The 24,264-nt window shown below is 57.6% G+C and carries 27 protein-coding genes and 1 tRNA gene; 7 read left to right on the top strand and 21 right to left on the bottom strand.

Features of this window, described 5'->3' with window-relative positions:
• Positions 1-139: 139 nt before the first annotated feature.
• The 3 genes from DBY20_02150 to DBY20_02140 all read right to left on the bottom strand — a co-directional run bounded on the left by DBY20_02150 (position 140) and on the right by DBY20_02140 (position 2,636).
• Positions 140-1,624 carry a hypothetical protein gene (locus tag DBY20_02150; GenBank protein ID PWL79565.1) on the bottom strand — a complete coding sequence of 495 codons (1,485 nt, stop codon included), beginning with the start codon at positions 1,622-1,624 and terminating at the stop codon, positions 140-142.
• A 270-nt stretch (positions 1,625-1,894) separates the two neighbouring features.
• Entirely contained in the window at positions 1,895-2,320 is a 426-nt protein-coding gene (locus tag DBY20_02145; protein PWL79564.1) for a cupin domain-containing protein, read from the bottom strand.
• On the bottom strand, positions 2,313-2,636 hold the full coding sequence (locus DBY20_02140) for a 4-carboxymuconolactone decarboxylase (protein PWL79563.1): 324 nt from the start codon (positions 2,634-2,636) through the stop codon (positions 2,313-2,315). The genes DBY20_02145 and DBY20_02140 overlap by 8 nt, the downstream gene beginning before the upstream one ends.
• 141 nt (positions 2,637-2,777) lie before the next feature.
• Here DBY20_02140 and DBY20_02135 point away from each other — a divergent pair, with 141 nt between their 5' ends.
• The gene (locus DBY20_02135) at positions 2,778-3,641 is read left to right on the top strand and encodes a LysR family transcriptional regulator (GenBank protein PWL79562.1); all 864 of its coding nucleotides are present in this window, start codon (positions 2,778-2,780) and stop codon (positions 3,639-3,641) included.
• Positions 3,642-3,696: 55 nt separating this feature from the next.
• Positions 3,697-4,686: an EamA family transporter RarD gene (rarD, locus tag DBY20_02130; GenBank protein ID PWL79561.1), complete on the top strand. Its 990-nt coding sequence runs from the start codon at positions 3,697-3,699 to the stop codon at positions 4,684-4,686.
• An 18-nt stretch (positions 4,687-4,704) separates the two neighbouring features.
• Here the strand turns inward: rarD and DBY20_02125 are convergent, their stop codons facing one another.
• The 3 genes from DBY20_02125 to DBY20_02115 are packed head-to-tail and all read right to left on the bottom strand — an operon-like array spanning position 4,705 to position 6,530.
• A complete protein-coding gene (locus tag DBY20_02125) occupies positions 4,705-5,016 on the bottom strand; it encodes a hypothetical protein (protein ID PWL79560.1) in 312 nt (103 codons plus the stop codon).
• Complete coding sequence (locus DBY20_02120) at positions 5,013-5,483, bottom strand: hypothetical protein (GenBank protein ID PWL79559.1); 471 nt, start codon at positions 5,481-5,483, stop codon at positions 5,013-5,015. Before DBY20_02120 ends, DBY20_02125 begins: the two co-directional genes overlap by 4 nt.
• Positions 5,484-5,504: 21 nt before the next feature.
• Entirely contained in the window at positions 5,505-6,530 is a 1,026-nt protein-coding gene (locus DBY20_02115) for a hypothetical protein (GenBank protein PWL79558.1), read from the bottom strand.
• A gap of 8 nt (positions 6,531-6,538) precedes the next feature.
• On the opposite strand from DBY20_02115, the gene DBY20_02110 reads away from it, so the two are divergent.
• Positions 6,539-6,614, top strand: a tRNA-Ala gene (locus DBY20_02110).
• Positions 6,615-6,693: 79 nt separating this feature from the next.
• Here the strand turns inward: DBY20_02110 and DBY20_02105 are convergent.
• On the bottom strand, positions 6,694-7,722 hold the full coding sequence (locus DBY20_02105) for a hypothetical protein (GenBank protein ID PWL79557.1): 1,029 nt from the start codon (positions 7,720-7,722) through the stop codon (positions 6,694-6,696).
• A 27-nt stretch (positions 7,723-7,749) separates the two neighbouring features.
• On the bottom strand, positions 7,750-8,871 hold the full coding sequence (locus DBY20_02100) for a hypothetical protein (protein ID PWL79556.1): 1,122 nt from the start codon (positions 8,869-8,871) through the stop codon (positions 7,750-7,752).
• Here DBY20_02100 and DBY20_02095 point away from each other — a divergent pair.
• The gene (locus DBY20_02095) at positions 8,856-9,506 is read left to right on the top strand and encodes a hypothetical protein (GenBank protein ID PWL79650.1); all 651 of its coding nucleotides are present in this window, start codon (positions 8,856-8,858) and stop codon (positions 9,504-9,506) included. The two genes, DBY20_02100 and DBY20_02095, sit on opposite strands and share 16 nt — an antisense overlap.
• Positions 9,507-9,547: 41 nt before the next feature.
• On the opposite strand, the gene DBY20_02090 is transcribed toward DBY20_02095, so the two are convergent.
• Complete coding sequence (locus DBY20_02090) at positions 9,548-9,985, bottom strand: 23S rRNA (pseudouridine(1915)-N(3))-methyltransferase RlmH (GenBank protein ID PWL79555.1); 438 nt, start codon at positions 9,983-9,985, stop codon at positions 9,548-9,550.
• 39 nt (positions 9,986-10,024) lie between these two features.
• Between DBY20_02090 and DBY20_02085 the strand changes: the two genes are divergently transcribed.
• Complete coding sequence (locus DBY20_02085) at positions 10,025-10,840, top strand: hypothetical protein (GenBank protein PWL79554.1); 816 nt, start codon at positions 10,025-10,027, stop codon at positions 10,838-10,840.
• Positions 10,841-11,096: 256 nt separating this feature from the next.
• Here DBY20_02085 and tig read toward each other — a convergent pair whose 3' ends face one another.
• The 10 genes from tig to DBY20_02035 form a co-directional block, all read right to left on the bottom strand.
• On the bottom strand, positions 11,097-12,485 hold the full coding sequence (gene tig / locus DBY20_02080; GenBank protein PWL79553.1) for a trigger factor: 1,389 nt from the start codon (positions 12,483-12,485) through the stop codon (positions 11,097-11,099).
• On the bottom strand, positions 12,433-12,768 hold the full coding sequence (locus tag DBY20_02075) for a hypothetical protein (protein PWL79552.1): 336 nt from the start codon (positions 12,766-12,768) through the stop codon (positions 12,433-12,435). Before DBY20_02075 ends, tig begins: the two co-directional genes overlap by 53 nt.
• Before the next feature lie 117 nt (positions 12,769-12,885).
• Positions 12,886-13,161: a hypothetical protein gene (locus DBY20_02070; protein PWL79551.1), complete on the bottom strand. Its 276-nt coding sequence runs from the start codon at positions 13,159-13,161 to the stop codon at positions 12,886-12,888.
• Positions 13,162-13,246: 85 nt separating this feature from the next.
• The gene (locus tag DBY20_02065; GenBank protein PWL79550.1) at positions 13,247-13,606 is read right to left on the bottom strand and encodes an oxidoreductase; all 360 of its coding nucleotides are present in this window, start codon (positions 13,604-13,606) and stop codon (positions 13,247-13,249) included.
• Positions 13,607-13,626: 20 nt separating this feature from the next.
• Positions 13,627-16,011 carry a dehydrogenase gene (locus DBY20_02060; protein ID PWL79549.1) on the bottom strand — a complete coding sequence of 795 codons (2,385 nt, stop codon included), beginning with the start codon at positions 16,009-16,011 and terminating at the stop codon, positions 13,627-13,629.
• Between the two features lie 469 nt (positions 16,012-16,480).
• On the bottom strand, positions 16,481-17,137 hold the full coding sequence (gene nth / locus DBY20_02055; protein PWL79548.1) for an endonuclease III: 657 nt from the start codon (positions 17,135-17,137) through the stop codon (positions 16,481-16,483).
• Between the two features lie 57 nt (positions 17,138-17,194).
• A complete protein-coding gene (locus DBY20_02050) occupies positions 17,195-18,109 on the bottom strand; it encodes a hypothetical protein (GenBank protein ID PWL79547.1) in 915 nt (304 codons plus the stop codon).
• A complete protein-coding gene (locus DBY20_02045; GenBank protein PWL79546.1) occupies positions 18,058-18,525 on the bottom strand; it encodes a tRNA adenosine(34) deaminase TadA in 468 nt (155 codons plus the stop codon). The genes DBY20_02050 and DBY20_02045 overlap by 52 nt, the downstream gene beginning before the upstream one ends.
• Before the next feature lie 7 nt (positions 18,526-18,532).
• A complete protein-coding gene (gene glf / locus DBY20_02040; GenBank protein PWL79545.1) occupies positions 18,533-19,657 on the bottom strand; it encodes a UDP-galactopyranose mutase in 1,125 nt (374 codons plus the stop codon).
• Positions 19,658-19,703: 46 nt separating this feature from the next.
• The gene (locus tag DBY20_02035; GenBank protein ID PWL79544.1) at positions 19,704-20,117 is read right to left on the bottom strand and encodes a GtrA family protein; all 414 of its coding nucleotides are present in this window, start codon (positions 20,115-20,117) and stop codon (positions 19,704-19,706) included.
• Between the two features lie 2 nt (positions 20,118-20,119).
• On the opposite strand from DBY20_02035, the gene DBY20_02030 reads away from it, so the two are divergent.
• Positions 20,120-21,358, top strand: coding sequence for a glycosyl transferase family 2 (locus tag DBY20_02030; protein ID PWL79543.1), 1,239 nt, complete (start codon positions 20,120-20,122; stop codon positions 21,356-21,358).
• Between the two features lie 17 nt (positions 21,359-21,375).
• Positions 21,376-22,602, top strand: a complete 1,227-nt coding sequence (locus tag DBY20_02025) for a glycosyltransferase WbuB (protein ID PWL79542.1) — start codon at positions 21,376-21,378, stop codon at positions 22,600-22,602.
• A gap of 85 nt (positions 22,603-22,687) precedes the next feature.
• On the opposite strand, the gene DBY20_02020 is transcribed toward DBY20_02025, so the two are convergent.
• Together DBY20_02020 and DBY20_02015 are read right to left on the bottom strand one after the other, a co-directional pair.
• The gene (locus DBY20_02020; protein PWL79541.1) at positions 22,688-23,479 is read right to left on the bottom strand and encodes a teichoic acid ABC transporter ATP-binding protein; all 792 of its coding nucleotides are present in this window, start codon (positions 23,477-23,479) and stop codon (positions 22,688-22,690) included.
• Between the two features lie 8 nt (positions 23,480-23,487).
• A complete protein-coding gene (locus DBY20_02015) occupies positions 23,488-24,258 on the bottom strand; it encodes an ABC transporter (GenBank protein PWL79540.1) in 771 nt (256 codons plus the stop codon).
• Positions 24,259-24,264 lie beyond the last annotated feature (6 nt).

The raw sequence follows: 24,264 nt of genomic DNA, 5'->3' as shown, positions 1-24,264 counted from the left end.
GTGACAGCCGAAAGTCCATGCAGGCTCACGGCAGGCCGCGCGCACGACGCACGCGACTTTCACGACACGGTATGAAGTGGGCGAATGATTGTCTCCCCACGAAAGGTGGGTAATGGGATGGAAGGTTGGATAAGGTGAGCTAGACCTGGTTCTTTGTCTCTTTGACTATCTCGATGAGCTCGTCTTTTCGGTGAATGCCCATCTTGCGGTAGATGCTCTTGCTGTATCCCTTGACAGTACTAACAGCTACCGTCAGCTCTTCTGCTACGTGTTTGGCGGTATAGCCGCGCGCCATGAGAGAAGCCGTTTCACGCTCGCGCTCCGTCAGACCATACCTCTCGGCAATAACGTCCATGGCACGTTCATGCCGCTCGGCCGACGAAAAGTCAGGCTCGGGGGCAGGCGCGGATTGCGGTTGCGCCGCCGCATCTATTTGCTGGGCGATTTCCTCATGAAACGGCTTCCGCTGAACGACGATCAAGATGAACAACACCACACACATACCTATCGAGATGACAAAACCGGCCGCAATGCTCACGGTGAACAGAATGTCCGTGGAAATGATGTTGTAGTAAGCGAGCACCGCCGGCACAATAGAATACGCGATGCTGAATACCAAGCCATATATGACAAGAAATGCAGCCGCGCACGAGAAAGCAGAGTGCCTGCCGTCCATACCCCAGAGGCTAATGAGAGCCACTAAGTACACGAGCAGCGCCGAATACAATCCTGTTATGAACGGATTGATAACGCGCATTGGCACGAAGGCGAAGAGGACGACGGCAATCATGAACGAGACAAGCCCAATGCTTCCCACTGCCAAAGTGCAGCCCGCCGTCGTCTTGGAGCGCCAGGCAATGCACAGAAACACCGCACCGATGCCAGCAGAGATTAGGTACGTATAGATGACGTTGGGATAGGGCGTGTAATTCACGCCCCCGTGTGCCCAACTGCTACGCAGAAAAGCACTGCAGACCAGCTCGGCAAGGATGAGCACCATGGTGCATACCTGCACTTTGCGCAGATATGGATTGCTCAATACGTCTGTCTCGCGCTCCGGCAGCGTTGATGATTCGGTCCGGAGCAAGAACAGCATTATCGCCGCGAGCACGGGATACACGATGCAGAGCACAGGCGCCCATTCACGTGGAAAGCAATCGAAGACGCCGAATACGTGACTTGCCACGAACGCCCCCATCACCATGATGGCAATGGTGTGCCGTGGCAGTCCCATCAGTACATGGAACCATCCGGCGGCAAGGGAAGCGAACCCGATGCAGAGGGCGATGATGCTTGCGATGTAGAATGCATCCTCGCCAATACCCAACGCGCTTCCCACGTTGATGGCAAGCACACCTGCCACGGCAAGAATACCCGCGCCTGCAAGAACGGAGAGATTGACCTTGGGGCGCAGACGTCCCCGATACTTTCTGCCCCGCCACAAGGCGACGAGTGCAAACGCGCAGCCAAGCAAAATGATGGCGGCGTCATGCGTGATGCGAAATATCGGCAGACTCGACGAGGTGCCCGCAAGGAGCGTACCGATAAACGGCGGCCTGAACATGGCGCAAAAGGCCGCCAGGCCCACAAGGCATATGACCGTCTTTTTTGTTTCCCCCGACAAATGTCAATCCTCGCGGCTTATACGCAAACTGATGGATTTGCGTCTTCCCTACGCGAGAACCCTCCCCAGCGCAAATATTACTCCAATCAAGGGCAAAGTTCATGCATGGCAGCAATAGGACGAAACCCAACGAAGCCGCCTCGTACGAGAGATGCTAATCCCTGTGAAGCGCCTCAGATGGGTCAACGTTGCGGAGAAGCCCGGGGTTTTCGAAGAGGGTCGGAGACACTTTTGCCTCCGGTCCTAACAAAGCGCTATCGGATCCGACCGTTACGGCAGCAGATCGTACTCCGCATCAGCGACCGGTTCGAGCCATTCGTTCGAGCAGCCCTCGCCCGGTGCTTCGAAGGCCACATGCGAAAACCAGCTGTCCTTGGCCGCGCCATGCCAATGCTTGACGCCCGCGGGAATGAACACGACATCGCCCGGATGCAGCTCCCGGGCTTCCTCGCCCCAGAACTGGCACCAGCCGCGGCCATCGGTGCATAGCAGGATCTGACCGCCACCCTTATCCGCATGGTGGATGTGCCAATTGTTGCGGCAGCCCGGCTCGAAGGTCACGTTGGCGAGGAAGATCGTCTGCTCGGGGTCCGTCAGCGGGTTGAGAAACGACTCACCGATGAAGTACTGGGCAAACGCATCGTTGGGATTGCCAAGGCCGAACAGGGGATCGGCCGCATTGCCTGCCTTAGTCATCGTAGACCTCCTTCGCCATGCGAAACGCCGCCCAGGCGTTGGGCCAGCCGGCATAGAACGCAAGCTGCGTCAGAATGGCCGCCATCTCCTCCTTCGTGACGCCGTTTGCCTTGGCGCTGGCGAGGTGATACTGGAACGACGTGTCGACGAGCCCCTTGCTCACGAGACAGGTCACGGTGATGATGGAGCGCGTCTTGAGGTCGAGCTCGTCCTCGCGCGACCAGACCTCGCCAAAGAGCACGTCGTCGTTGAGCTCGGCGAACTGCGGGGCAAAATCCCCCAACTGGTCCCTTCCCGCCGTCTGCTTTACCGTCATGATCCTTCCTTTCAACCTCTGGGCTTTTCCTAAGCATAATATGCACAACATGCAATAGCGCGATAAAGAATTCTATTTCATATCTTGATTGTCCGTAGGTGTACCCACGAAGTACAATTCACATCATGCAAATTGCTATGCATGAAACGCAAGGTGGCATTCATGGATATCGACCAGCTCAGACAACTCGGGGCATTCGCACATCATGGCACCATGTCGGCAGCCGCCAATGCATGTGGCCTTTCGCAATCGGCCTTCAGCCGATCGATCCAGCGGCTCGAGACAGAGCTCGGCGCCCAGCTTTTCGACCGGCAGAAGAACAGCGTCCACCTCAACGAAACGGGACGGGCAGCCGTCGCGCACGCCAGGAGCGTGCTGCGCGAGGTGCAGCTGCTCCAAGATGCCGTCGACGAGACGCAGCGCCGTGCCCGCACCCTGCGCGTCGGTACCTGCGCACCCGCTCCCCTGTGGAACCTGACGGCACGCATCGTCGAGCGATTCCCCTCCGACGTGTTCAACTCGGAAATGCTGGGCGAGGAGGAAATCGAGCGCCGCGTCCTGGATGGCAGCATCGACTTCGGCATATCGCAGAAGCCCTTCCTGCTGCCCGTGATAGCGAACGCACGGCTCATGACCGAGACACTTTCCATTGCCGTGCCAGCCGACCATCCACTCGCCGAACGCCCGTGCGTCACGTTCGACGACATCGACGGCGTTGACTTTCTCCTGCTCGAGGACATTGGCATCTGGCATGACATACACAGGCGTCTCATGCCGCATTCGCACTTCGTGATTCAGAAGGACCGCGAGGTCTTCACGCGCCTTGCCGAAGCCGGGACAATGCCGGTCTTCGTGACCGACATCCCCATGCAACGGGGCCTGCTACCCGACCGCGTGCGCATCCCCATCGACCATCCCGCCGCCACCAAGACGTTCTACCTGCTCGTGCGCGAGGACGCCGCGCCGCGCGTGCGCGAGATATTCGACTGGATCGCGAACACGTAACGTCATTCGACAAGTCGCTTCCTTACATCCACGGAAGTTCTTACGCGCGCATGGCATGCTGGCTATAATCACGTCCATGAATCACGACGTGAGCGACATCAGAAAGCGAACGCGCCAGGGCATAGCAGCTGGCATCGGTTGCTACCTACTCTGGGGCCTGTTTCCCCTGTATTGGAAGCTGCTCGACCATGTCGATCCGCTCGAGGTCACGGCACAGCGCGTCATCTGGTGCTTTGCGCTCACCGCCGTCATCTGTCTCATCGCGCGATGGAACTTCACCTCGCTGCTCAAGAACAAGCGCGCGCTGCGCTTCCTCATCCCAGCCGCCATCATCATCACGTCCAACTGGGGCATCTATGTCGTGGCGGTTCACATGAACCATATCGTAGAGGCGTCGCTTGGCTACTACATCAACCCGCTCGTCTCCATCTTGCTGGGGCTCATCGTGTTCAAGGAACGCCTCTCACCGCTGCAATGGGTCGCTGTCGCACTTTGCTGCGTCGGCATCCTCTACTTCACGATCAGTTACGGAAGCTTTCCGTGGCTGGCAATCATGCTCGCCGTGACCTTTGGCGTCTACGGCGCCATCAAAAAGAAGGGCGGATACCCGGCTGTCGAGGCCATTGCCGTGGAAAGCGCCGTCATGACGCCCATCGCCATCGTCTTTGCCGTCGTGCTCGCGCTCGTGACGGGAAGTCACGGATTCCTCGGCGACATGACGAGCGTCTCGGGTTGGAGCACGACGGGGCTTCTCATCTTTGGCGGCGCGGTTACCGCGGTTCCGCTCATCTTGTTCGCGACAGCGGCCAACTCCATTCCCCTGACCGCCCTGGGCTTCATGCAGTACGTGAGTCCCACCATTGCCCTGCTGTGTGGTGTGTTCGTAAACGGCGAGGCTTTTACCACTGCCCACGGCATCTGCTTTGCGTGCATCTGGTGCGGGCTCGCGCTCGTCGCCATCGACATGATCTGGACAGCACGCAAGACGCCGGAAGGCGAGCTCACGCCCCTGGAAGCTGAGGAAGCGGCCGAAATCGTGGAGTAGGCGTCGGGTGTATCGCCCCTACTTCTTCCCGGAGTTGTTATAGCGGTCGATCAGGCCCTGCATGGAGTCCATCTCCGCCTGAAGCTCGCCGTTCGATGTTTGAAGCTCGGTTAGCTGTGCTTGCTGCTCGTCAATTGCCGCCTTGGCAGCACCGTACTCGCTCGCGACTCCGCCAAAGAGGATGAAGCGAACGATGATGACGACAGCCAGAACGACGGCGATGACGGCGGCCGCGAGGAGAGCTCGTGGATCAACCGGCTTGATGCGCCGGGCCTTGTCGTAGTTCTGCTGGCTCACGGAGCTGCCCCGCTGCTGGCCGGGCTGGCTCACATAACGGTCTCTGCTGTATTGCGTCGCCTGATTAACGCTGCGCTGCCCGGCACGTGGAACGGCATGCTGAGCGGGACGCGCATCTCGCTGACGCATATCCCGCTGGCGATTGTCGTGCGGCTCATATGCGCGATCGACACGAGCACCACTGCGGTTGCGCCTTTCGCCGCGCTGCTCTTCGTGCACAGCCGGGCGTCGGCTGGAGCGGCGATTGCCACTGCGAGAGGTATCGTAATCGACATCCTGTCTGCTGCGTTGACGCGAGCGAGAGGAATCCTCGGGACGCTGACGTTTCGGGCGGCTTTGCGGCCTGCCCTCGGAGTATCTTTCGTCTCGTTGTGCCGAGGCATGACGCGCGTAGCGTTCGGACGTACGCGAGTAGCGGCTCGATCCAGTGCCCGTACGACGCTCGGAGCGTCCCTCGGGGACATCACGACGGGAGCGTCTGCTGCGCTCGTAATCGTCATCGTATTGTCCACGCGAATACGTCATTCGGTAATCACCACCTGGTAAAAACCGGGGGCATCGTAATCGAGCGTCTTGAATTCGTAACCCAATGCGCGCAGGCCGTCGATAATCTCGGGAAGCGCTTCTGTGGTGGTGTTCTTGCCGGGGTTATCGTGCATGAGCACGCAGATGGGAGAATCCGTCTTTGCGAAATACTCCGCTTCGTTGAGTACGTTACTCACGATGCGATCTTTGGGCGTCGAGCCGTTCACGAACTGCGAGGGCTCACTGTCACCGGCAAGGACATTCCAATCGAAGTACTGATAGCCGCGCTCAAGCATCGCGCGAGGAAGCGCCTTGGCGATTTCGGGATTGTAATAGCCGATGGTGAGACTGCCACCGGCAAAACGCGTAATCTTGATTTCGTGGCCAACGGCAGCCTCGAGCTTGGCCTTGGCCTTGTCGAAATCGCTCGTGAAGTAATTGTCGACGCCACCCTTATAGTAGCTGTACGAGTCGTCCTGGTCCCAGTCATGGATGCCCACGACCGATCCTTGTTCCTCGATCTTCTTGCACAAGTCGAGGTTGAGGTACGTGTAGAGCTCGTCGTTTGCCAGACAGAACCAGGTTGCGACGGCCCCTTTCTGCTTGAGAATCTCGAGATTCTTGGGAGTGAGGGCATCGCACGGGCCATCGTCGAAGGTAAGGTAGGCGACCTTTCCGCCCTTATCACCGAAAAGCGAGAGGCGTCCCTGGGCATTGCGCCAGGCGATGTACGTGTCCTCTTCTTGCTTCTTGAGCTGTTCGTTTTGTTGGGTCGCGGTGGCAACGCTCGCCTTTGCCTGCTCGAGCTCCTCGCCCGACTTGGCATAACTCGACTCGACGTGCGAAATGTAGAACTGCTGGGCGATTGCTCCAATGAAGAGAACGACACACGCGATGATGAGTATGCGGAATATGTTATTGCTCGTTTGCATGGGGGTCATTATCGCATAAAGCCGGAGCATACCCCTTCCCGCTCGCGGGAAATGCGCTATAATCCTTACCCGCGCGCCGTTGCGCGCCATATTCTAGTGGGGATGTAGCTCAGCTGGGAGAGCATCACGTTCGCAACGTGGGGGCCGAGGGTTCGAATCCCTTCATCTCCACCACTCAAACTTTCAGCCCGCATGAGCGGGCTTTTTCGTTAGCCCACGTTCGATTGGCAGCGACGGTCCTTGTCGCTGCCAATCAATCACCAAAGAGCTTGCTCTGGGAGATGAGCCCCTGGGGCTTCTCCACGGCCCAGTCCAGATGCTTCTTTGCCTCCGGAGAACCGGGAGCGGCAGCAAAGGCGAGACAACTCTCGTTGATCGACCTGAGCAATTCCTCGAGCGATATTGAATCGTGCCCTCCAAGATAAGCTTTGAACGCCTGGTAGAGCTCGCTACGCTTGGATGCTCGAATACCCGGGGCGTGTTTCTCGGCCCAGGCATGGAGTGCCGCATCAAGATACACGTCCTGCTCGGCGCCAAATTGATGAAACGCCTCGTCAATGGGCGCCCAATACATATCGAACAACCTTCTTTGCTCGGTCGCGCCGTACTTCGCCATGATGACATTACGAAGCAGGTCGATTGTCGAAAGCGGCCTGCCCTTCGCATTGAGGCTCTCGAACACTTGCTGCGGCGCATCATCTTCTTCGAGCTCGACCGCGACCACGCGCAAGCTGTCGAGACCCTTTATGACGGCATCGGCGTCGACGGAAGACTCCTCGACCTTCTCCTTGAAAAGCTCGTATCCTTCGACGAGAAGCTGGGAGAGGTCATCCTCCCCAGGAGCCGGAACGCCATCGACGAGGTGCGCCATGGTGGGAGCATCGGCGTCCGAGAGCACGAGCTTGGACGTATCGGTAACGCAATGCAGATACGTCTCGTCGATCTGGTTTGCCCGGGCCGTATCGCCCGCATCGCGCATCGCATCCCTGAGCGCCACGAGCATGAGCGTGAGCGTGGTGAGCCGTTGCTGGCCATCAATCAGGCTTACTTCTGCGCATTCAATGACAGCGTCGGATCCACCATGAGCTCTTTCAGTTTCCGGACGGTAGATGAACGTACCTGTAAAATGCCCGTCCGCACCGGAATCTGTCTTCATCATGTCATTCCACAGCTGCTCGCACTGCATCCGGTCCCATGAGTAGACGCGCTGGAACACGGGTATGAGATATCGTGTTCCCGGCTTTCCGAGTATCTCCGAAATCGACTTGAGCGATGCAATCATGTCGTATCTCCTAACGAATCGACAACGCTACCAGCGGGAATCCGCATTGCGTAGCTTCTCGCGAAACTCTCTTGCATATTCCTCGTTGTCCGCCTTCTTGAGCTTGTATCCTGACGTGAGCGCGGGTGCCCCCAATTTTGCCCAGTCGGAGCCGGACCTGTATTTCTTGACACCGTGGTAGCGATAGTTCTCCGCCCACATCAGGCAAAAGCCGCGGAGCTCGCGCAAGATGGGTTCCTTGTCACCCTGGTAAACGTCCTCGACGTATCTTTTGAATGAGGCGTAGGTTTGCTCTGCGCTTTGAATGCGGGCGCCCTTGAGGCGAATGGCAAGCCAGCTCTTGATCCCCGTATTGAGCTTGAGAGAACCAGGGTCAGGTGCGAACATCTCCTGACTCACTTTCCAATACTCCTCGAAAAGGCGCGTCTGCTCGTCGTGGCTTTCCGTCAGCAAAAGATAATTGCGCACCATATCCGCTACGTTAAGCGGCACGCCCTTGGAATTCACGCTCTCGAATATGGGCTGCGCATCGCGGTAGTCGTCCACCTCGACGAAGATGGTCGTGAGGCGATGCAGGCCTTCGAGCAATAACTCGTAGTCGAAATCGTCCTCCGCCATCTTCTCCTCAAAAAACGAAAGATTATTGGTGATGGAAGACATGGGATTGCCAGCTTCTCCCCTAATCACGGCATCATAGGAGCCCGCATCATGATGCGAGGGCAGGAGCTTGGTAATCGGCAGTCCATCATCAGTCTTGCCTATGAAGAGATAACGCGAGATGAGCGTCTCCCCGTCGATCGCTTCGTCAGAAGAAAGCCGAGGATTAGATTCCAGGTATCTTGCCAGGGCAAGGATGATGAGAGATACACTGGTCAGGCGCTGCTGGCCATCGATAATCTCGATATGGTCAGGTACTTCCCCCTCGTAGACAACATTGTAGAGAACGGTACCCAGAAAGTGATTGCGCTTGCCACGAGCCGCTCGCAATATGTCCAACCAGAGCTCTTCGCATTGCGTCTCGTTCCATGAATAGAGGCGCTGGTAGGCCGGGATGACAAAGCGCATATCGCCCTCATCCATAAACTCCAGCATGTTCTTCTGCATTACCTTCACGGGGCACCTCGCTCTCTGATATTCCGTTGTATCCATTTTGGAAGATAAGGTCTCTGCTTGCTTTACAATATCGTACAAGTTGTACGATAACTTCAGGAAATCGGAGAAAGACCGTGACAAACACCGAAGATGCGAGATTCAGAAACTGCGAGCGGCGCATACGAGACGCGCTGGCAGACCTTCTGCAGACCAAGAGCCTCACGGACATCAGTGTAAGCGAGCTTTCCCGCAAGGCAAAGGTTAGCAGGGCAACCTTTTACGTCCATTACGACAATGTGGGCGACGTCTTCGACGAGCTCGTGGGCGAGGTCATGGACAACGTCCTTTCCTTTGAGGAGCGCTTTTCATGTGAGAACCCGGGGTGTGCCATGCATGAAAAGCCCCGTTACTGCGAACGCGTGCGCTCCGAAAAGAAGCTTGCGGGTGTGGTGCGCGAAGCCCGCTTCTTTCCGTCCGTGATGGCGCTTGCCTGGGAGGATCCCGACGCGAAGACAGATGCGGCGACGAGGGGCATCAACCCTGTGGTCATGCGTGCCGTCAGGCTCTTCCAGATGAGCGGATGTCACGCGGTCGCCAGCTCCGAATTCGCGCAGCGAAATGACTGGCCACGTATTCGCCGTGCCATAGACGCCTTCATCGAGGGAGGCCTGCGCGCTCTTGAGAAAGCTTGACGGGACGATAGGGACGAGACTTATGCCAAGCGTCGCTTACTTCACTTATGGTAGGGCTCGCCGCGCATGATCTTGAAGGCGCGGTATATCTGCTCGAGCAACACGACACGCGCGAGGTTATGCGGTAGAGTGATCTGGCCGAACGAGAGCGTTTCGTCTGCGCGCTCGCAGACTGATTCATTCACGCCATCAGAACCACCGATGCAAAACGCAATATCGCTCGTCCCATGCGTCATCAGCTCATCGAGACGCCGTGCGATGCCCTCACTCGGACGTTGCGTGCCCTTGATCGCAAGCAGTATGAGGTGCGCATCGCCTGCCGCCCGAATAATCTCGTCACTCTCGAAGTCGATGCCCCTATCGGGAATCTCGATGATGCGCAACTTCGTGTAGCCACCAAGACGCTTCGCGTATTCCGCAACCGCATCCTTCCAGAAGCGTTCCTTGAGCTTGCCTACGGCTATGACGGTTATTCCCATGCGTGCTCCTACTTTCATCGTGGCCAATACAGTATAATCATGGGCTGTTATACATTTCGACATCACAGAGGATCCATCATGGCTAATCAGCGTTACACCCTGACTTCGTACGACCCCGTCTACGTCGTTGCCGAGGAGGTCAGGATTCCGGAGGAAGCCGTTCGCAAGACAGCCCTTCGCTGGCTCGAGCTCAACGTCTGCAAAGAAGGCGAAACGCCCAAACTCAACGACCAGTGGATTGCAAAACACGTCGAGGACCTCAACACCGTTGAGGAACTCCTCATCTTCATCCGCTACAACATGTACAAGGACAACGTCGAAGTCCAGCAGCTTGCCGACCAAAACGTCATCTGCCGCGAGCTTGCCACGCGCCTCGTCGAGGACCTTCCCGAGGATCTAGTCGAGGAAGCGCTCTACGCATCAGCATATCGTCTCGAGGAAATGCTCCGCATGAACGGCCTGCAGAAGAAGGATTACTGCGAGCAGCGTGGCATCTCCGAAGAGCAGCTCGACGCCGAGGTGCGCGAGAACACCATCGAAAGCCTCAAGGAGGACTCGGCGCTCGCCGCTTGGGCAGACCATGCGAACTACACGCTCTCAGCCGAGGACTTCTACGAGATCATCCCTGGCGACTCCGTGCAGGACAAGGCCTACAAGCGCCGCCAGATCGAGCTCGAGGGCAGGATGCCCCAGATGGAAGAGTACGCGCTCAAGGCCAAGGCCCTACGTGACGTCATGGAAAACGCCATGATCAAGCGCACGCCGGATGATAAGGAATGGATGCGCTACGGCGATACGAGCAAGGACGTCCTCGACGCCAACAAGCAGTTCCCCGACAACTTCATCTCGCTGTAGCATCTTGCCATCTCGACCGAAGGTGCAGCACCTTTTCATTGTCATCTCGACCGAAGGCGCGCAGCGCCGGAGTGGAGAGATCTCCCAGAGTCGGTGAGATTTCTCGACTACGCTCACTTCGTTCGCTCCGCTCGAAATGACAATGGGGACGTCTCTTCGCTCGAAATGACAATGGGTGCATCACCTCACTCGAAATGCAAAGGGGAGCCCGCAAATGCGGGCTCCCCTTTTTGCGTAGATGGCAAGCGGCGAAAAGCTATTCGACAACCGTAATGTCGGCCGTCTTGGCAAGCCAGCGGGCAGCCATAGACTGGCGGCACATCTTGCGCAGGTCCGCCATGCGATGAGCCTCCTTGAGCTCGGCAATCTGCGCCTCTGCGTCATCGACCCCGGAAAGCTCCCGAGCGATGTCCTCGTCGGTAACCTCCCAGCCCTTCTCCTTGAAGAGGGCCTCGAGTGCCATGTCGCGCTTTGCGCGGTCAATGGACTCCTGGTTGACCTCTTCCTGCATCTTCTCTGCCTCGACGTTGTTCTTGAGCATCCAGTCCTGCAGACCGGTGCCCTCCTTCTGAAGCCGCTGCATGAGTTCGCGACTCACGTTGTCGCGCATGAAATCGACGTAGTACTCGGGAACCTCACCCTCGAAGCGTTCGATGAGGGCGTCTACGACCTTCTGCTCGAGCAGCTTGGGCAGCTCACGATCCTTCTGCATGTTGATGGTCATCTTCATCTGATCGTGCAGGTCATCAAGGCTCGTGACACCAATCTTGGCGAGAAATTCCTCATCAAGCTCCGGCAGAACGCGTTTGCGAATCTGCTTGACCTCAACATTGGCATGCAAGTTGCCATCGCCAAGTTCTGGGCGCTCCTCTTGGCCCTTCGCATCAAAATCGAAGTCGAGCGTGTAGCCAATCTTGCTACCGATAACGTGCTCATCGAAGCTCTCGGGCATGGAGCCGCCGCCGATGCTGAGCATGCGCTCGACATCGTTGAGGCCCGGGATGACAGCGCCATCGTTCATGATGGTCATTCTGACTGTGACGTAGTCTCCGTCTTCTACCTCGTAGTCCGGGTCATCGATGACATCGTAGTTATAGTAGACGCTCAGCAGCTCGTCGATCTGAGTCTGGATCTCCTCTTCGGTCGCCTCGTTGGGCGGCATCTCGATCGAGACCTCGTCGTAACTCGAGAGCGTGCCCTCTGGCGGAACCGGACCTGATACCGTGAAGGTAAAGGGCTGATTCTCGGCGGGAATCTTCTCGAGATTGAACTGCGGATCACCGATGAAAAGCACGTCAGCGTCATCGAGCAAGGCGGGCGCCTCGCCGTTAACGATGTCCTCGGCAATGCGGGCGAATACCATATCGTGGCCGCCTGCTTCACGCTCGATGACCTCGCGCGGAGCCTTTCCCTTGCGAAATCCCGGGATTTCGTTCTTGGCAAGCTCCTTGAACGCCTTGTCGATGTAGGTGTTGACCTCGTCCGCACTTGCGGTCATGGTCACGACCATCTCCTGCACCGCATCATCGGACTCGCGTGTGATATCTGTGATTTCCAACTTGTCTCCCCAAACGTATATGGAACAGCGCGAGTTAGTCGCGGTAATTGCCCGCAGGATCGACCTTCCTGCGCAGGGAAAGCTCATCGGAATGAAGAATGACGTAGCGCATGCCCTTGAGCGTAACAATGAGGTTCACGACCTCGTGAGAACCAGCACCGCCATGATTGTACAGCTGGTACGTGAGAACCTCACGATCGATCATGGGCTGATAGATGGGATCGCCGTCCACTTTCTCGCGTAGCATGATGGTTGGCTGGCGACCCAGCTCCTCTTGGCGCAGCGCGATGTTATACAGGATGTCCTCCTGCTCCTCGGTCAGGCGACCAAGCTCCTCGATCTCTGCGATGATCTCTGCTTCAGTTGACATGTAAATCCTCCTAGAATTGGCACGATGCCGATAGTATAGCGTGGCATGCGTCCATTAAATACTGAAAGGGCCCGATACGGTTAGATATCGGGCCCTTACAGGTTTGATGGCGAAATGCTAGATGCCAGCGTAACCCTTGGAAGGATCGCTGCCGCCAACGCCTTCGATGCTGTCGCCAGCCTCATTGCCGGTGCGCTTCGTGGAGGTGTAGCCACCCCAAGCACGGGCGATGAACTTATCCTTTACCCAGAAGATCTGAGCCTTCATGAGGTCAGCCTGGGTAACGCCCTCTTCCGCCATTGCCTCGTCCTTGCTCTTGCCCTCGGCAACGAGCTTGTTGAGGATGTCAGCGGCCTCGGGAGCATCGAGAGCCAAAAACTCTTCAGGTGTCATACTGGTTTCCTCCTAATCGTCTGCATTCTAGGCCTGACCAACCATGGTGGCCGGCCAGGCCTATTCTAGCTTATCCAGGCTCTAATTAGAGCTGGAACAGACACATCGGGCGGTCAAACTCCTTCATCTTGGCAATCATGTCATCAAGAGTGCCGTAATACATGGAGTGAGACTCTTCCACCTGGACCGCCAGGGGACGCTGACCGGCCTTGTCGCCGCCGGTGCCCCAATGCTGCGAGAAGATGCAGGTCGGAATGGGAAGGTAGATCCACTCCCAGTCGTCACCGTCATTGCCCTCGCCGACCTTGAACGGGCCGACTTCGACTTCCTTGATGGCAAACTGATCAAGGGGAAGACCAAGCTCTTCCTTGCAGGCGATTTCAGCGGCGTGGTTGCCAGAGAAGAAGGTGTAGTCAACCAGCAGTGCGTACTTCTGATCTGCCATTTAAGTAACTTCCTTTCTTATTAGTCCTGGTTCAGGCCGCGGACACGCCTCATGTTGCACATGACGCCCTTGTACGGAGCACCGAAGCCGAGCTTACCGATGTTCATATGCGGAACGAGGCTGTTGAAGTTGGACTTCCAGACGCCAAACAGGTTGGGCTCCTCGCCGTCCTGCTCGGGGAACCACCAGCCATGAGCGCAGTTGATGATACCGGGCTTCATGCAGAAGGTGATCTCAGCCTTGAAGCGAGCAGCACCGAACATGTTGTAGACCTCGACCCAGTCGCCCTTGGTGATGCCATACTCGGCAGCAGTCTCGGGGTTGATCTGGACCCACGGCCACGGATCGATCTGGCGCAGGGAAGGAACCTGACGATGCTCCGAATGGAAGGAGCTGTAGCGGCGCGAACCAGAGGTGGAGATCAGCGGATACTGACCAGCGAACTCAGGCTTGCTGACCTGCGAGTAGTTGGGCTCCTCGTAGTACGGCAGCGGATCCTCGCCCCAGGACTCGTACAGAATCGAGTAGGCCTCGATCTGACCGGTAATGGTGTTGAAGCCAGGCTCGCCGTCGAAGCGGAGCATACCCTTGGCGTACTTCTCGTACTCGAAGCCATGGGCGCCCGGCTGATAGATGCCCTCCTCGCGGAACTGGTCGAAGGTCATGCCGAGCTCTGCCAGCTGATCGCTGTAGAACTGGACGACTGCCTTCTCCAGAGCGTCGCGATCGAGCAGGCCACGATCCTTGCCAAGCAGCATAGGAGCGTACTCGCTGTGCTCGAGCGTGGAGACGTCGAGCGTGTCGCCGGCCGGCTTGTACCACGGCCACCACGTCGGGTTGAGGCGCTGGCCGAAGACGAGGCAGATCTCGACGTCGGACATGCACTCGCCAACCTGCAGGGCCTTGTTCATCGGGCCCATGAAGACGGTGTTGCGGCCATAGTGCGTGAGGCAGATACCATCATGCTCAGCCCAGGTGGACATCGGCAGGAAGTAATCACCCACGGCCATAGCGGTCGGGGTCAGGAAGAGGTCCTGGATGACGCAGAACTCGATGCTCTCGCACAGAGCGTCATGCCAACGCTTCGGCTGAGCCGAGCAGGTGGGCGCCAGGAAGTTGGAGCTGTTGAACCAAGCCATGCGGAGCTGATACGGCTTGTGCGACTCCATGGTGTTCAGGGTCTCGTCCGGCTGAGTGGTAGCCATACCAGTGGACAGACCAGGCCACTCGGCAGCACCGATACGAAGCGACCAGACCTCGTCGGTCATAGCGCCGCGCTGCTCCATACGCCACTTGCCGAGGAGAGCGGACGGGGGACCGAGGGTCAGACCACCCGGGGTATCGATGGAACCGGTCATGGCAGCGAGAAGAATCATCGCCTGGGACAGCTGAACGCCGTTCTTGTTCTGGTCGAATGCCAGACCCCAAGCCCAGCCGATGGGACGCTCGGTGCCGAGGATGTGAGCAACGCGCTCAATCGTGGCGACATCGACCGTGGTGATCTCGGCGACCTTCTCGACGGGATACTCGGCGGCGCGAGCCTTGAGCTCGTCGAGGCCGTAGATCCACTGCTCCGCGAACTCATGATCGTACTCATCGTTCTGGAACATGAGGTTCATGATGCCGAGAGCCATGCAGGTGTCGGTCTGCGGACGGAGCTGGACGTTGATGTTGCCATTGCGCGAACCCGGCCAGGTGATGCGGGGGTCAATGGAAATCAGGTGCGTGCCAAGCTTCATCATGTCAACGAGGACGTGACCGAAGAAACCGTCACCATTGGAGGGCAGCGGCTCCTTACCCCAAACGACAACCCACTTGGAGAGCTTGTACGCGGGATCCTCGAAACGACCAGGCAGATGGCCTGCATAGTCGAGCTCGGGATAGCCAGCACCCAGGACGTAGTCAGCGATCGAGCAGCGCGGGCCATAGCAGGACCAGCCAGACTGCGTGTAGCAGCAGTTGGGCGACTGCAGGACGGAGAACGTCAGAGCATAGTAGAAGATGCAAGCCTCACGACCGGTGCCACCAAAGCAGACGATGGACTCGGGACCATACGTGGTCTGGTAGTAGCGGACCTTCTCGCAAATCGTGTCGAGAGCCTCGTCCCACGTGGTGCGCTCCCACTTCATCTTGCCGCGGTCCTCATAGGCGCGCTTCATGGGATAGATGACGCGGTCGGGGCTGTAGGTGTACTCACGAAGAGCAAGGTTCAGAGCGTTAACGCGACCCTGCGTAATGGGGTTGTCGTCGTCACCCTCGATGCGGATGAGACGGCCGCCATCGGTGATAACCTTAACGCCATATCCTACCGGGTGAGATCCCGGGGGAGACCAGGTGTTGCTGCGGGTAGCTACAGTGCCATCCTCGCGTGTAACTCGCCACTCTTTGCTGTAAGTTCCAGCCATAGTGTTACTCCTTTTCCTCAATTACCTTTTGGGAAAACTTGAAGCCCTCTTATGCGCCTGAAGCCAGATTTAAACTCTTGGCACATATATGTGGTGTGATTTGTAAAGAATCACACTTCACATTCACTCCGCATAACCAACAACAGCAAGGCAACTACTTGCCTCCAAGAACACGGATGAGCTTAAACAGCTCAGGCGAACCTTGGGTTGGATTTTAGAGGGTAATGCCTCTAGTCAACCCTCCCTTCACGAATGTGATTGGGTAATGTGTGCCAGGACGCTCTTGTTTGCGATGGTGTCTGGGGCATCGAAAACGCAAATGACCTAGCGCTCCAAAATAATACCAGCAATCGTATAAAAAGCCTGAGTGAATGATGAGAATCTTTATCCTATTTAGAATATAATAATGAATCTGGTACGACCCCATACTAAACGCATTAGGTTTGCACGGTACCAGCGGTTTCTCTGGCTATTTCAGGCTGATTTGCGTAGGGCACAGGTCAACGCAGGGACACTCGTCACAACGCGGCTTGCGCGCGATGCAATATTCCCTCCCGAAGCGTATCCATTGGCTGTTTACGTTCTTCCACAGCTCGCTCGGCAAAAGAGACAGCAAGTCCTTCTCGACATCGCCAGGTGTCTTCTTGTTTGAGAACTTGAGGCGATGCGCGATGCGAAAAACATGTGTGTCGACGGCAATTCCCTCAACCTTGTCGAAGCATTCGTTCATGACGATGTTGGCGGTCTTGCGCCCCACGCCGGGAAGCTTCTGGAGCTCGTCCATTCCCTGCGGGACCTCGCCGTCGAAATCGGACATGATCATGCGGGCACAGTTAACGCAATTGCGCGCCTTGTTGTGATGAAAGCCGATGGTCCAGATAACCTTCTCGAGCTCGTCGACATCGGCCTGCGCCATCACCTCGGGTGTTGGCCAGCGTTCGAAAAGCTCGGGCGTAACCTTATTGACGTTGGCATCGGTCGTCTGAGCGGAAAGCGCGACGGCTATCACGCACTGGAAGGGGTTGGCAAAATTGAGCGCGGGCGTGGGCTGCGGATAGAGTTCGTTCATGCGTGCGCAGAACTCGATGGCTCGCTCACGTTTCTTGGCTTTGGATTCGCGCGGCATTATGAGCCTCCCTAACGGCGAAATGAGAAATTTGCCCGAAGCAATTTCCTCGTCATTTTAGTCAAGCGTGATGCCAGGCGGAAGCGTCGTGGGATCGATGGGTTCTGCGTCCTTCTTGGCGAAGGCGTCCGTTGCCGGCATGAAGATGAATTTGTAGAGCGATGGCCGCTGGTAAAAGCGCTCGAAAAGCTCGAGATCACGATAGAGACGCAGATACGGCAGGTAGGTGTTCCACTTCATCTTGACGACACCAACCGGATTGAGCCCCTGGTGCACGAGGCTCCCGGCATTGTCCACATAGTAGTAGAGCGCACGATCGAGCAGGGAAACGCGGTCGACCAGACGCACGTAATCGAGGATGAAGACGTGGTCCTCGCCAAACTGCATACGCGTATCGAAGCGCATGGAATGCTCCTCGATGATGGCACGCTTGAAGACCTTGTTCCACAACGAGGTGTAATAGAAATTTGACGGACGATGCGCCATGAAGGTCGCATACTTCTCGCGTGAGACCAACCCGACTGCCGGGCCGTGCTTGTACGACATCACATCGCCCTGCACGCGATAGAAATCGCAAACGACCAAGTCACACGAGGGGCTCGTCGCGGCTTGCATAAAGGCCTCGATGGCATCTGGCTCGATCCAATCGTCGGCATCGACGAAATACACCCAGTCGCCCGTGGCCACGTCGAGGCCGATGTTGCGTGAATCGGAGACGCCCGTATTGGGCTTGCAGATAAGATGGATGCGCGAATCGACGGCAACGTGCTCTTCGGCGATAGCGGCGGAACGGTCGGTGCTGCCATCGTCGATGAGGATGACCTCGATGTTGCGGTAGGTCTGCTCGAGAATGCCACGAATCGCGCGCTCGAGCGTAGCCTGCGCGTTATAGAAGGACAGTATGACGCTGACCTTTGGGTTCACTTCTTCTCCCTTAGCCGCGCGAAGAAATCGCTCAACAGCGCGGCGCATTCGTTTTCGAGGACGCCTGATACTACCGCGAAGCGATGGTTCAGGCGAGTATCGTCATGTATTTGATACAAAGTGCCCAGTGCGCCTCCTTTGGAATCACACGCGCCGTACACACAACGATCAATACGCGACTGTTGCATGAGGCCGGCGCACATGAGGCAGGGCTCGAGCGTCACGTACACGGTGCAGCCGGAGAGTCGCCAGCGATCAAGTTCGCGTGCAGCCTGCTTGAGGGCGAGAAACTCCGCATGCCCTGCCGGGTCATGGTCGATCTCGCGCCGATTATGGGCTTGGGCGATGGCCTCGCCCTCGTATGTGACAACGGCACCGATGGGCACCTCTCCTAGCTCCTGGGCCTCGAGCGCCTGCTCGATGGCAAGGCGCATGAAGCGGGTGTCGTCTTGCTGCTGCGTCATGCGCGCGTTAGCCAAGCTCCGCTTCGCACAGGTCAAGCGCCGCGGCAATGCAAGGTGCCATGTCGTAGTACTTGTACGCGCCGAGACGGCCTGCGAAGACCACGCGGTCCTCCTTGCGCGCGAGCTCCGCATATTGCTCGTACAGGGCGTTGTTCTTCTCGTCGTTCATGGGATAGTACGGCTCGTCGCCCGGCTTCCAGTCGGCCGGATACTCGCGTGTGATGACCGTGTCGGGCAGGATATTGCCCTCCTCGTCCTTCATGAACTCGAAGTGCTTGTGCTCGATGATGCGCGTAAAGGGCTCGTCATGGCTCGTGTAGTTGATGACGGCATTGCCCTGCCAGTTCTCCTCGCCCTCGAGCAGCTCGCTTTCGAAGCGCAGGCTGCGGTACTCGAGCGTGCCGAGCTCGTAGTCGTAGAACTCGTCGATGGGACCGCAGTAGATGACGCGATCGGCTACGTCGGGCTCTTGCGCGATGAGATCCTTGTAGTCGCAGCTCAAGCGCACGTCGGTGCCCTCGAGCATGCGCTCGACCATCTTGGTGTAACCGCCGATGGGAATGCCCTGGTAGCGGTCGTTGAAGTAGTTGTTATCGAAGACGAGGCGCACCGGCAGGCGCTTGATGATGAAGGCGGGCAAATCCTTGCAATCACGCCCCCACTGCTTCTCCGTGTACTCCTTCACGAGCTTCTCGAAGATATCGCGGCCCACGAGCGAGAGCGCCTGCTCCTCGAGGTTGGAGGGGTCGGTGATGTGCTCGGCCGCGACTTGCTCGTCGATCTTGGCGCGCGCCTCGGCAGGCGTGGTCACGCCCCACATCTTGGAGAAGGTGTTCATGTTGAAGGGCAGGTTGTACAGTTCGCCATGATAGTTGGCTACGGGCGCATTGATGTAGTTGTTGAACTCCGCGAACTGGTTCACGTAATCCCAGACGCGTTTGTCGGAGGTGTGGAAAATATGCGCTCCGTACTCGTGAACGTTGATACCATTGACCTTGCGCGTGTACACATTGCCGGCGATATGGTCGCGCTTGTCGATGACGAGGCAGCTCTTGCCCGCCTTTTTCGCCTCATGCGCGAACACGGCACCCGTGAGGCCAGCGCCGACGATCAGATAATCATATTGAGCCATGAACAGTCTCCTTCTCGAAAGTGCACGCGTTCAAGCATAGCGCAGATTATCCCCGATGCGAAACGCGATCCTCGAGGAATATCTTGCGCGTCACGAAGTTGAACACCATGACGAGGACGGTCGCCACGAGCTTGCCAGCCCATGCAGGCACGACAAAGACGCCCGAGCATAACCAGAGTATGAGTTGATTGAGACCGAGGCCGACAACGCTGAGTACGAAAAAGATCACGAACTGCTGCGTGCGGGTCTGGCCCTGCTTGCCTGCAAACACATAGCGCATGCTCGCCATGTAGTTGAAGACGGTCGAAATGGTGAACGAAATGGCAGAGGCAACGAGATAATTGACCCCGAAGACATAGTCCATGAGCAGGAATAGCCCGTAGTCGATGCAAAAGGCAATGACACCGACAATGCCGAACTTGGCAAACTGGACGGTGAGCTCTCTTAGATAGGTATTCATGGATATATATTGTATCCAGTTTCAATAAAAGGGCGGCGTGTCATAGAATAGGCCTACAAGCGAACGGTAATCATAGGAGAGGTTCCGTGGCTTCACCCACCAAACAAATACACGAGACACGTGAGCTTAACGGCCGCATATGCGATGTGTACTACCAGGACTTCGACGCGAAGCTTTCGTTCGTGGTCCCCATCTACAACGCCGCCTACACCCTCGAGTGGGCACTCGGATCGCTCTTTGCGCAAAACTGCGATGGCAACGTCGAGATCGTCTGCGTGGACGATGGCTCGACTGATGACAGCCGCGAGATCGTCGAGCGCTTTGCCCGCGATCCCCGCGTCATGATCGTCTCGCATCGCGAGAACGCGGGCTACGGAGCCGCCATGAACGACGGCATCGCCACCGCCCGCGGGGAGTGGATCGGCATCCTGGAACCAGACGATTACATCCTGCCCGGCATGGCCACCAAGCTCATGGATGCGGCCGTGCACCATGATTGCGATATCGTGAAGACACCCTATATCCGCGAGGTGCGCGAGCACGGTACGCTACGCGGAGATGCCCCCAAGGAGCACCTGCAGTGCAGCTATCGCCATCGCATCAACCCCCGGACCGAGGTGTTCACCATCACCGACCCAGGCGTGGTTCACATGCTGCGTCACCATCCCTCCATTTGGTCTGCCATCTATCGCAAGGGCTTCCTCGAGGAAAACGACATCAAGTTCCACGAGTATCCGGGAGCGGGCTGGGCCGATAACGAGTTCTTCTACGACACGCTTTTGCGCGGGCACATCGTCTACATAGACGAGCCGTTCTACGTGTACCGCGAGGAAACGCGTCAGGAGGAGGATGCCTTCGCGCGCAAGAACAAGACGCTGCCCTTCGATCGTTGGCAACTGATGGCCGACATCATCGAGCACCTCGGCATTACCGACGAGGGGGTGCTCAAAAGCCATATCAGCAAGGGCTTCACCTACTTCAACGGCCAATACCGCTCCAATGGCGATGACCCTCAAGTCCTCGAAGCGGCACATGCCATGTTCGACCGCATGGACCCCGCGCTCGTGGCAAGCGAGCCCAAGATCAACCCTGCCCTCAAAGCGCAATTCGCCGAGTACCGCGGCATACCAATCAAGAACTCGCGTCTGCGCTTTGGCATGGGCCTTGCGAGCGAGTTCGCCTACCGCGTGCGCTCCAACGGCCTCGACTACGCCATCCGCTGCACTAGAGAATATCTGTAGACCCCAAGGAGACACGAGTGAGCAACGCAAAGATCGCCGTCGTGACGCAAGCCGTGAAGCTTGCCGACGAGACCGCCGGCCTCAACCGCACCTCCTATATCGCCGAGCTGCTCGCCAAGGAGGGCTATGAGGTCGACTTACTCACCTCGACCTTCCAGCATTGGGAGAAGAAGCGCCGCAACATCGTTGACCCCAAGTACCATGAGCTGCCCTACGAGGTCATCTTCATCGAGGAGCCCGGCTATAGCTCTAACATCAATCCCGCACGCATATACAGCCAGGGCGTCTTCAGCAAGAACCTGCGCCGTTATCTCGAGCGCTACGGGACGGATTACGACCTTGTCTGGTGTCAGATTCCGCCCAACAACATCGCAGCCGATGCAGGCAGCTTTGCACGCGAGCACGACATCCCCTTCGTCGTCGATATCAATGACCTATGGCCCGAGGCCATGAAGATGGTTGCGGACATTCCGGTGTTGAGCGACTTCGCCTTCAGCGGATTCCAGCGCGATGCGGCCATCGCCTACGCCTCCGCCTCGGCTGCCGTCGGTACCTCGCACGAGTACACGCACCATTGCCTGCAGGATATCCCGCACCTCACCGTATATGTGGGTGGCGACATCGCCTATTTCGACGAGGGCGTTGAGCGCCACACCCCCTCCATTACCAAAGGCGATGACGAGTTCTGGGTCATCTACGCCGGTTCGCTTGCCCGCAGCTATGACGTGGCGACGCTCATCCGTGCCTGCGAGCTTGCAGAGCCCGTCATTGCCGAGGAGCTCGGCAAGCGACTCAGCCTCTACATCCTCGGTGACGGCCCCAACCGCCCAGGCCTCGAGAAGCTTGCCGAAGACATCGATGCACCCGCCGTGTTCACGGGCTATGTGGATTACCAGATCATGGCCGCATACCTCAAGGCAAGCGACATCCTCGTCAACTCGCTCATCAAAGGCGCCCCCCAGTCGATCGTCTCCAAGATTGCCGACTATCTATGTGCGGGACGTCCCATCATCAACACGGGCGAAAGCCAGGAATTCAAGGACAAGTGCACGCAGGACGGCTTTGGCGTAAACGTCGAGCCGGAGAATGTAGCCGAGCTTGCAGGCGCCATCATCGCACTCGCACAAGACGAAGACGCCTGCGACGAGATGGGCATGCGCGGCCGCAAGATTGCCGAGGCGCAGTTCGATCGCCCCGTCGCCTATCGCGCGATTGTGGAGCTGGTCAACGACCTGCTGGGGTGAGACACATTGGACAGGTACATCTGTCTCATTGCAGAGCTGCAATGAGACAGATGTACCTGTCCAATGTGTCTCACCCCAGCCGCCGCTAGATGCCCTGGCGGTAGGCCTCGCAGACTTCCATGACGTCACCCTGCATGCGACCAACGCCCTTCTCGATCCAAAGGGCGCGTTCGCACACGCGCTCGACCTGCTCGATGGAATGCGAGACGAAGAGCAGCGTCGTCCCATGCGAGACGAGCTCCTTGATGCGGTTCTCGCACTTCTCCTGAAAGCGAAAGTCACCGACGGAGAGCGCCTCGTCGACAACGAGGATGTCGGGCGTGGTAACGGTTGCGATGGCGAAGGCGATGCGCGCGACCATACCCGACGAGTAGTTCTTGATGGGCATGTCCTGGAAATCGCGAATCTCGGCGAAGTCGATGATGCTCTCGTATTTCTCGTCCATGAACTTCTTGCTATAGCCCAGCAGCGCGCCGTTGAGGTAGACGTTCTCGCGGGCCGTGAGCTCGAAGTCGAAACCGGCACCCAGCTCGATGATGGGCGCGATGGTGCCGTTGACGGTGACCGTGCCATTGGATGGCTCGAGCACGCCGGCGACGAGCTTGAGAAGCGTGGACTTGCCGGAACCGTTGCTGCCGACGACGCCGTAGACCTCGCCGCGGTTGATGGTGAAGGAGATGTCCTTGAGAGCCTTGAACTCCTCGAAGAAGAGCTCGCGGCGCACGAGCTTGATGAAGTACTCCTTGAGGTTGTTGAGCTGCTCGCTCGCGATGTTGAAGATCATGTCGACATGATCGAAAACGATGACCGGGTCATCGCTCTTCGCGTCTGGGTCCTTCTCGACCCACGTCTCGGTCTTTTGCAATTCCTCGGCCATGGACTCCCCTACACGTACAGGATGAACTTCTTCTCGGTCTTACGGAAGACGAGAAGGCCGACGGCAAAGGTGATGACAGCCATACCCAGGCAAATGAGATGCTCCGTGCCGCTGGGGAGGACGCCGTACATCATGATGTCGCGGAAGTAGGTCACGTAATGGTACATGGGATTGAAGAGCATGACCTGCTGCATCCACGGCTCGAGCAGGTCCATGGGGTAAAACAGCGGAGTGGCGTAGGTCCAGGCCGTGATGAAGACCTCCCAGATATGGAAGACATCGCGAAAGAACACACCGAGGGCCGAGAGCAAGAGGCCCAATCCCATGCTGAAGAGCACGACGAACAGCAGGAGGACGGGCAGCAAGATGATCTGCCAGGAGGGAAAGACCTGGAGGTAGATCATGACGCAGACGGCCGCGATAAGCGAGAAGACGAAATTGACCAGGGCAAAGATGACCTTCTCGATGGGGAAGATCGCCTTCTCGATGCGGATCTTCTTGATGAGCGACGAGGAATCGACGATGGAGGTCATGGCCGTGCACGTGGCCGTGCTCATGAGGCCGAACAGGATGTTTCCCAGAATGAGGTACAGCGGGAAATGCTCGATGTTGAACTTGAACATGTAGGAGAACACCGCCGTCATGATGACCATCATGAGCAGCGGGTTGAGCACGGACCACAGGATGCCCAGGACGCTGCGGCGGTACTTGCGCTTGAAGTCCTTGGAGACGAGGGCAGAGAGCACGCCCCAGTTCTTCTTGAACTCGCTGCGCGTCATATCGCT

It is taken from the genome of Coriobacteriia bacterium (genome assembly GCA_003149935.1).
Taxonomy (GTDB): domain Bacteria; phylum Actinomycetota; class Coriobacteriia; order Coriobacteriales; family QAMH01; genus QAMH01.
Note: the sequence above shows the minus strand (reverse complement) of the source record. Positions and strands in the feature narration are given on the sequence as shown.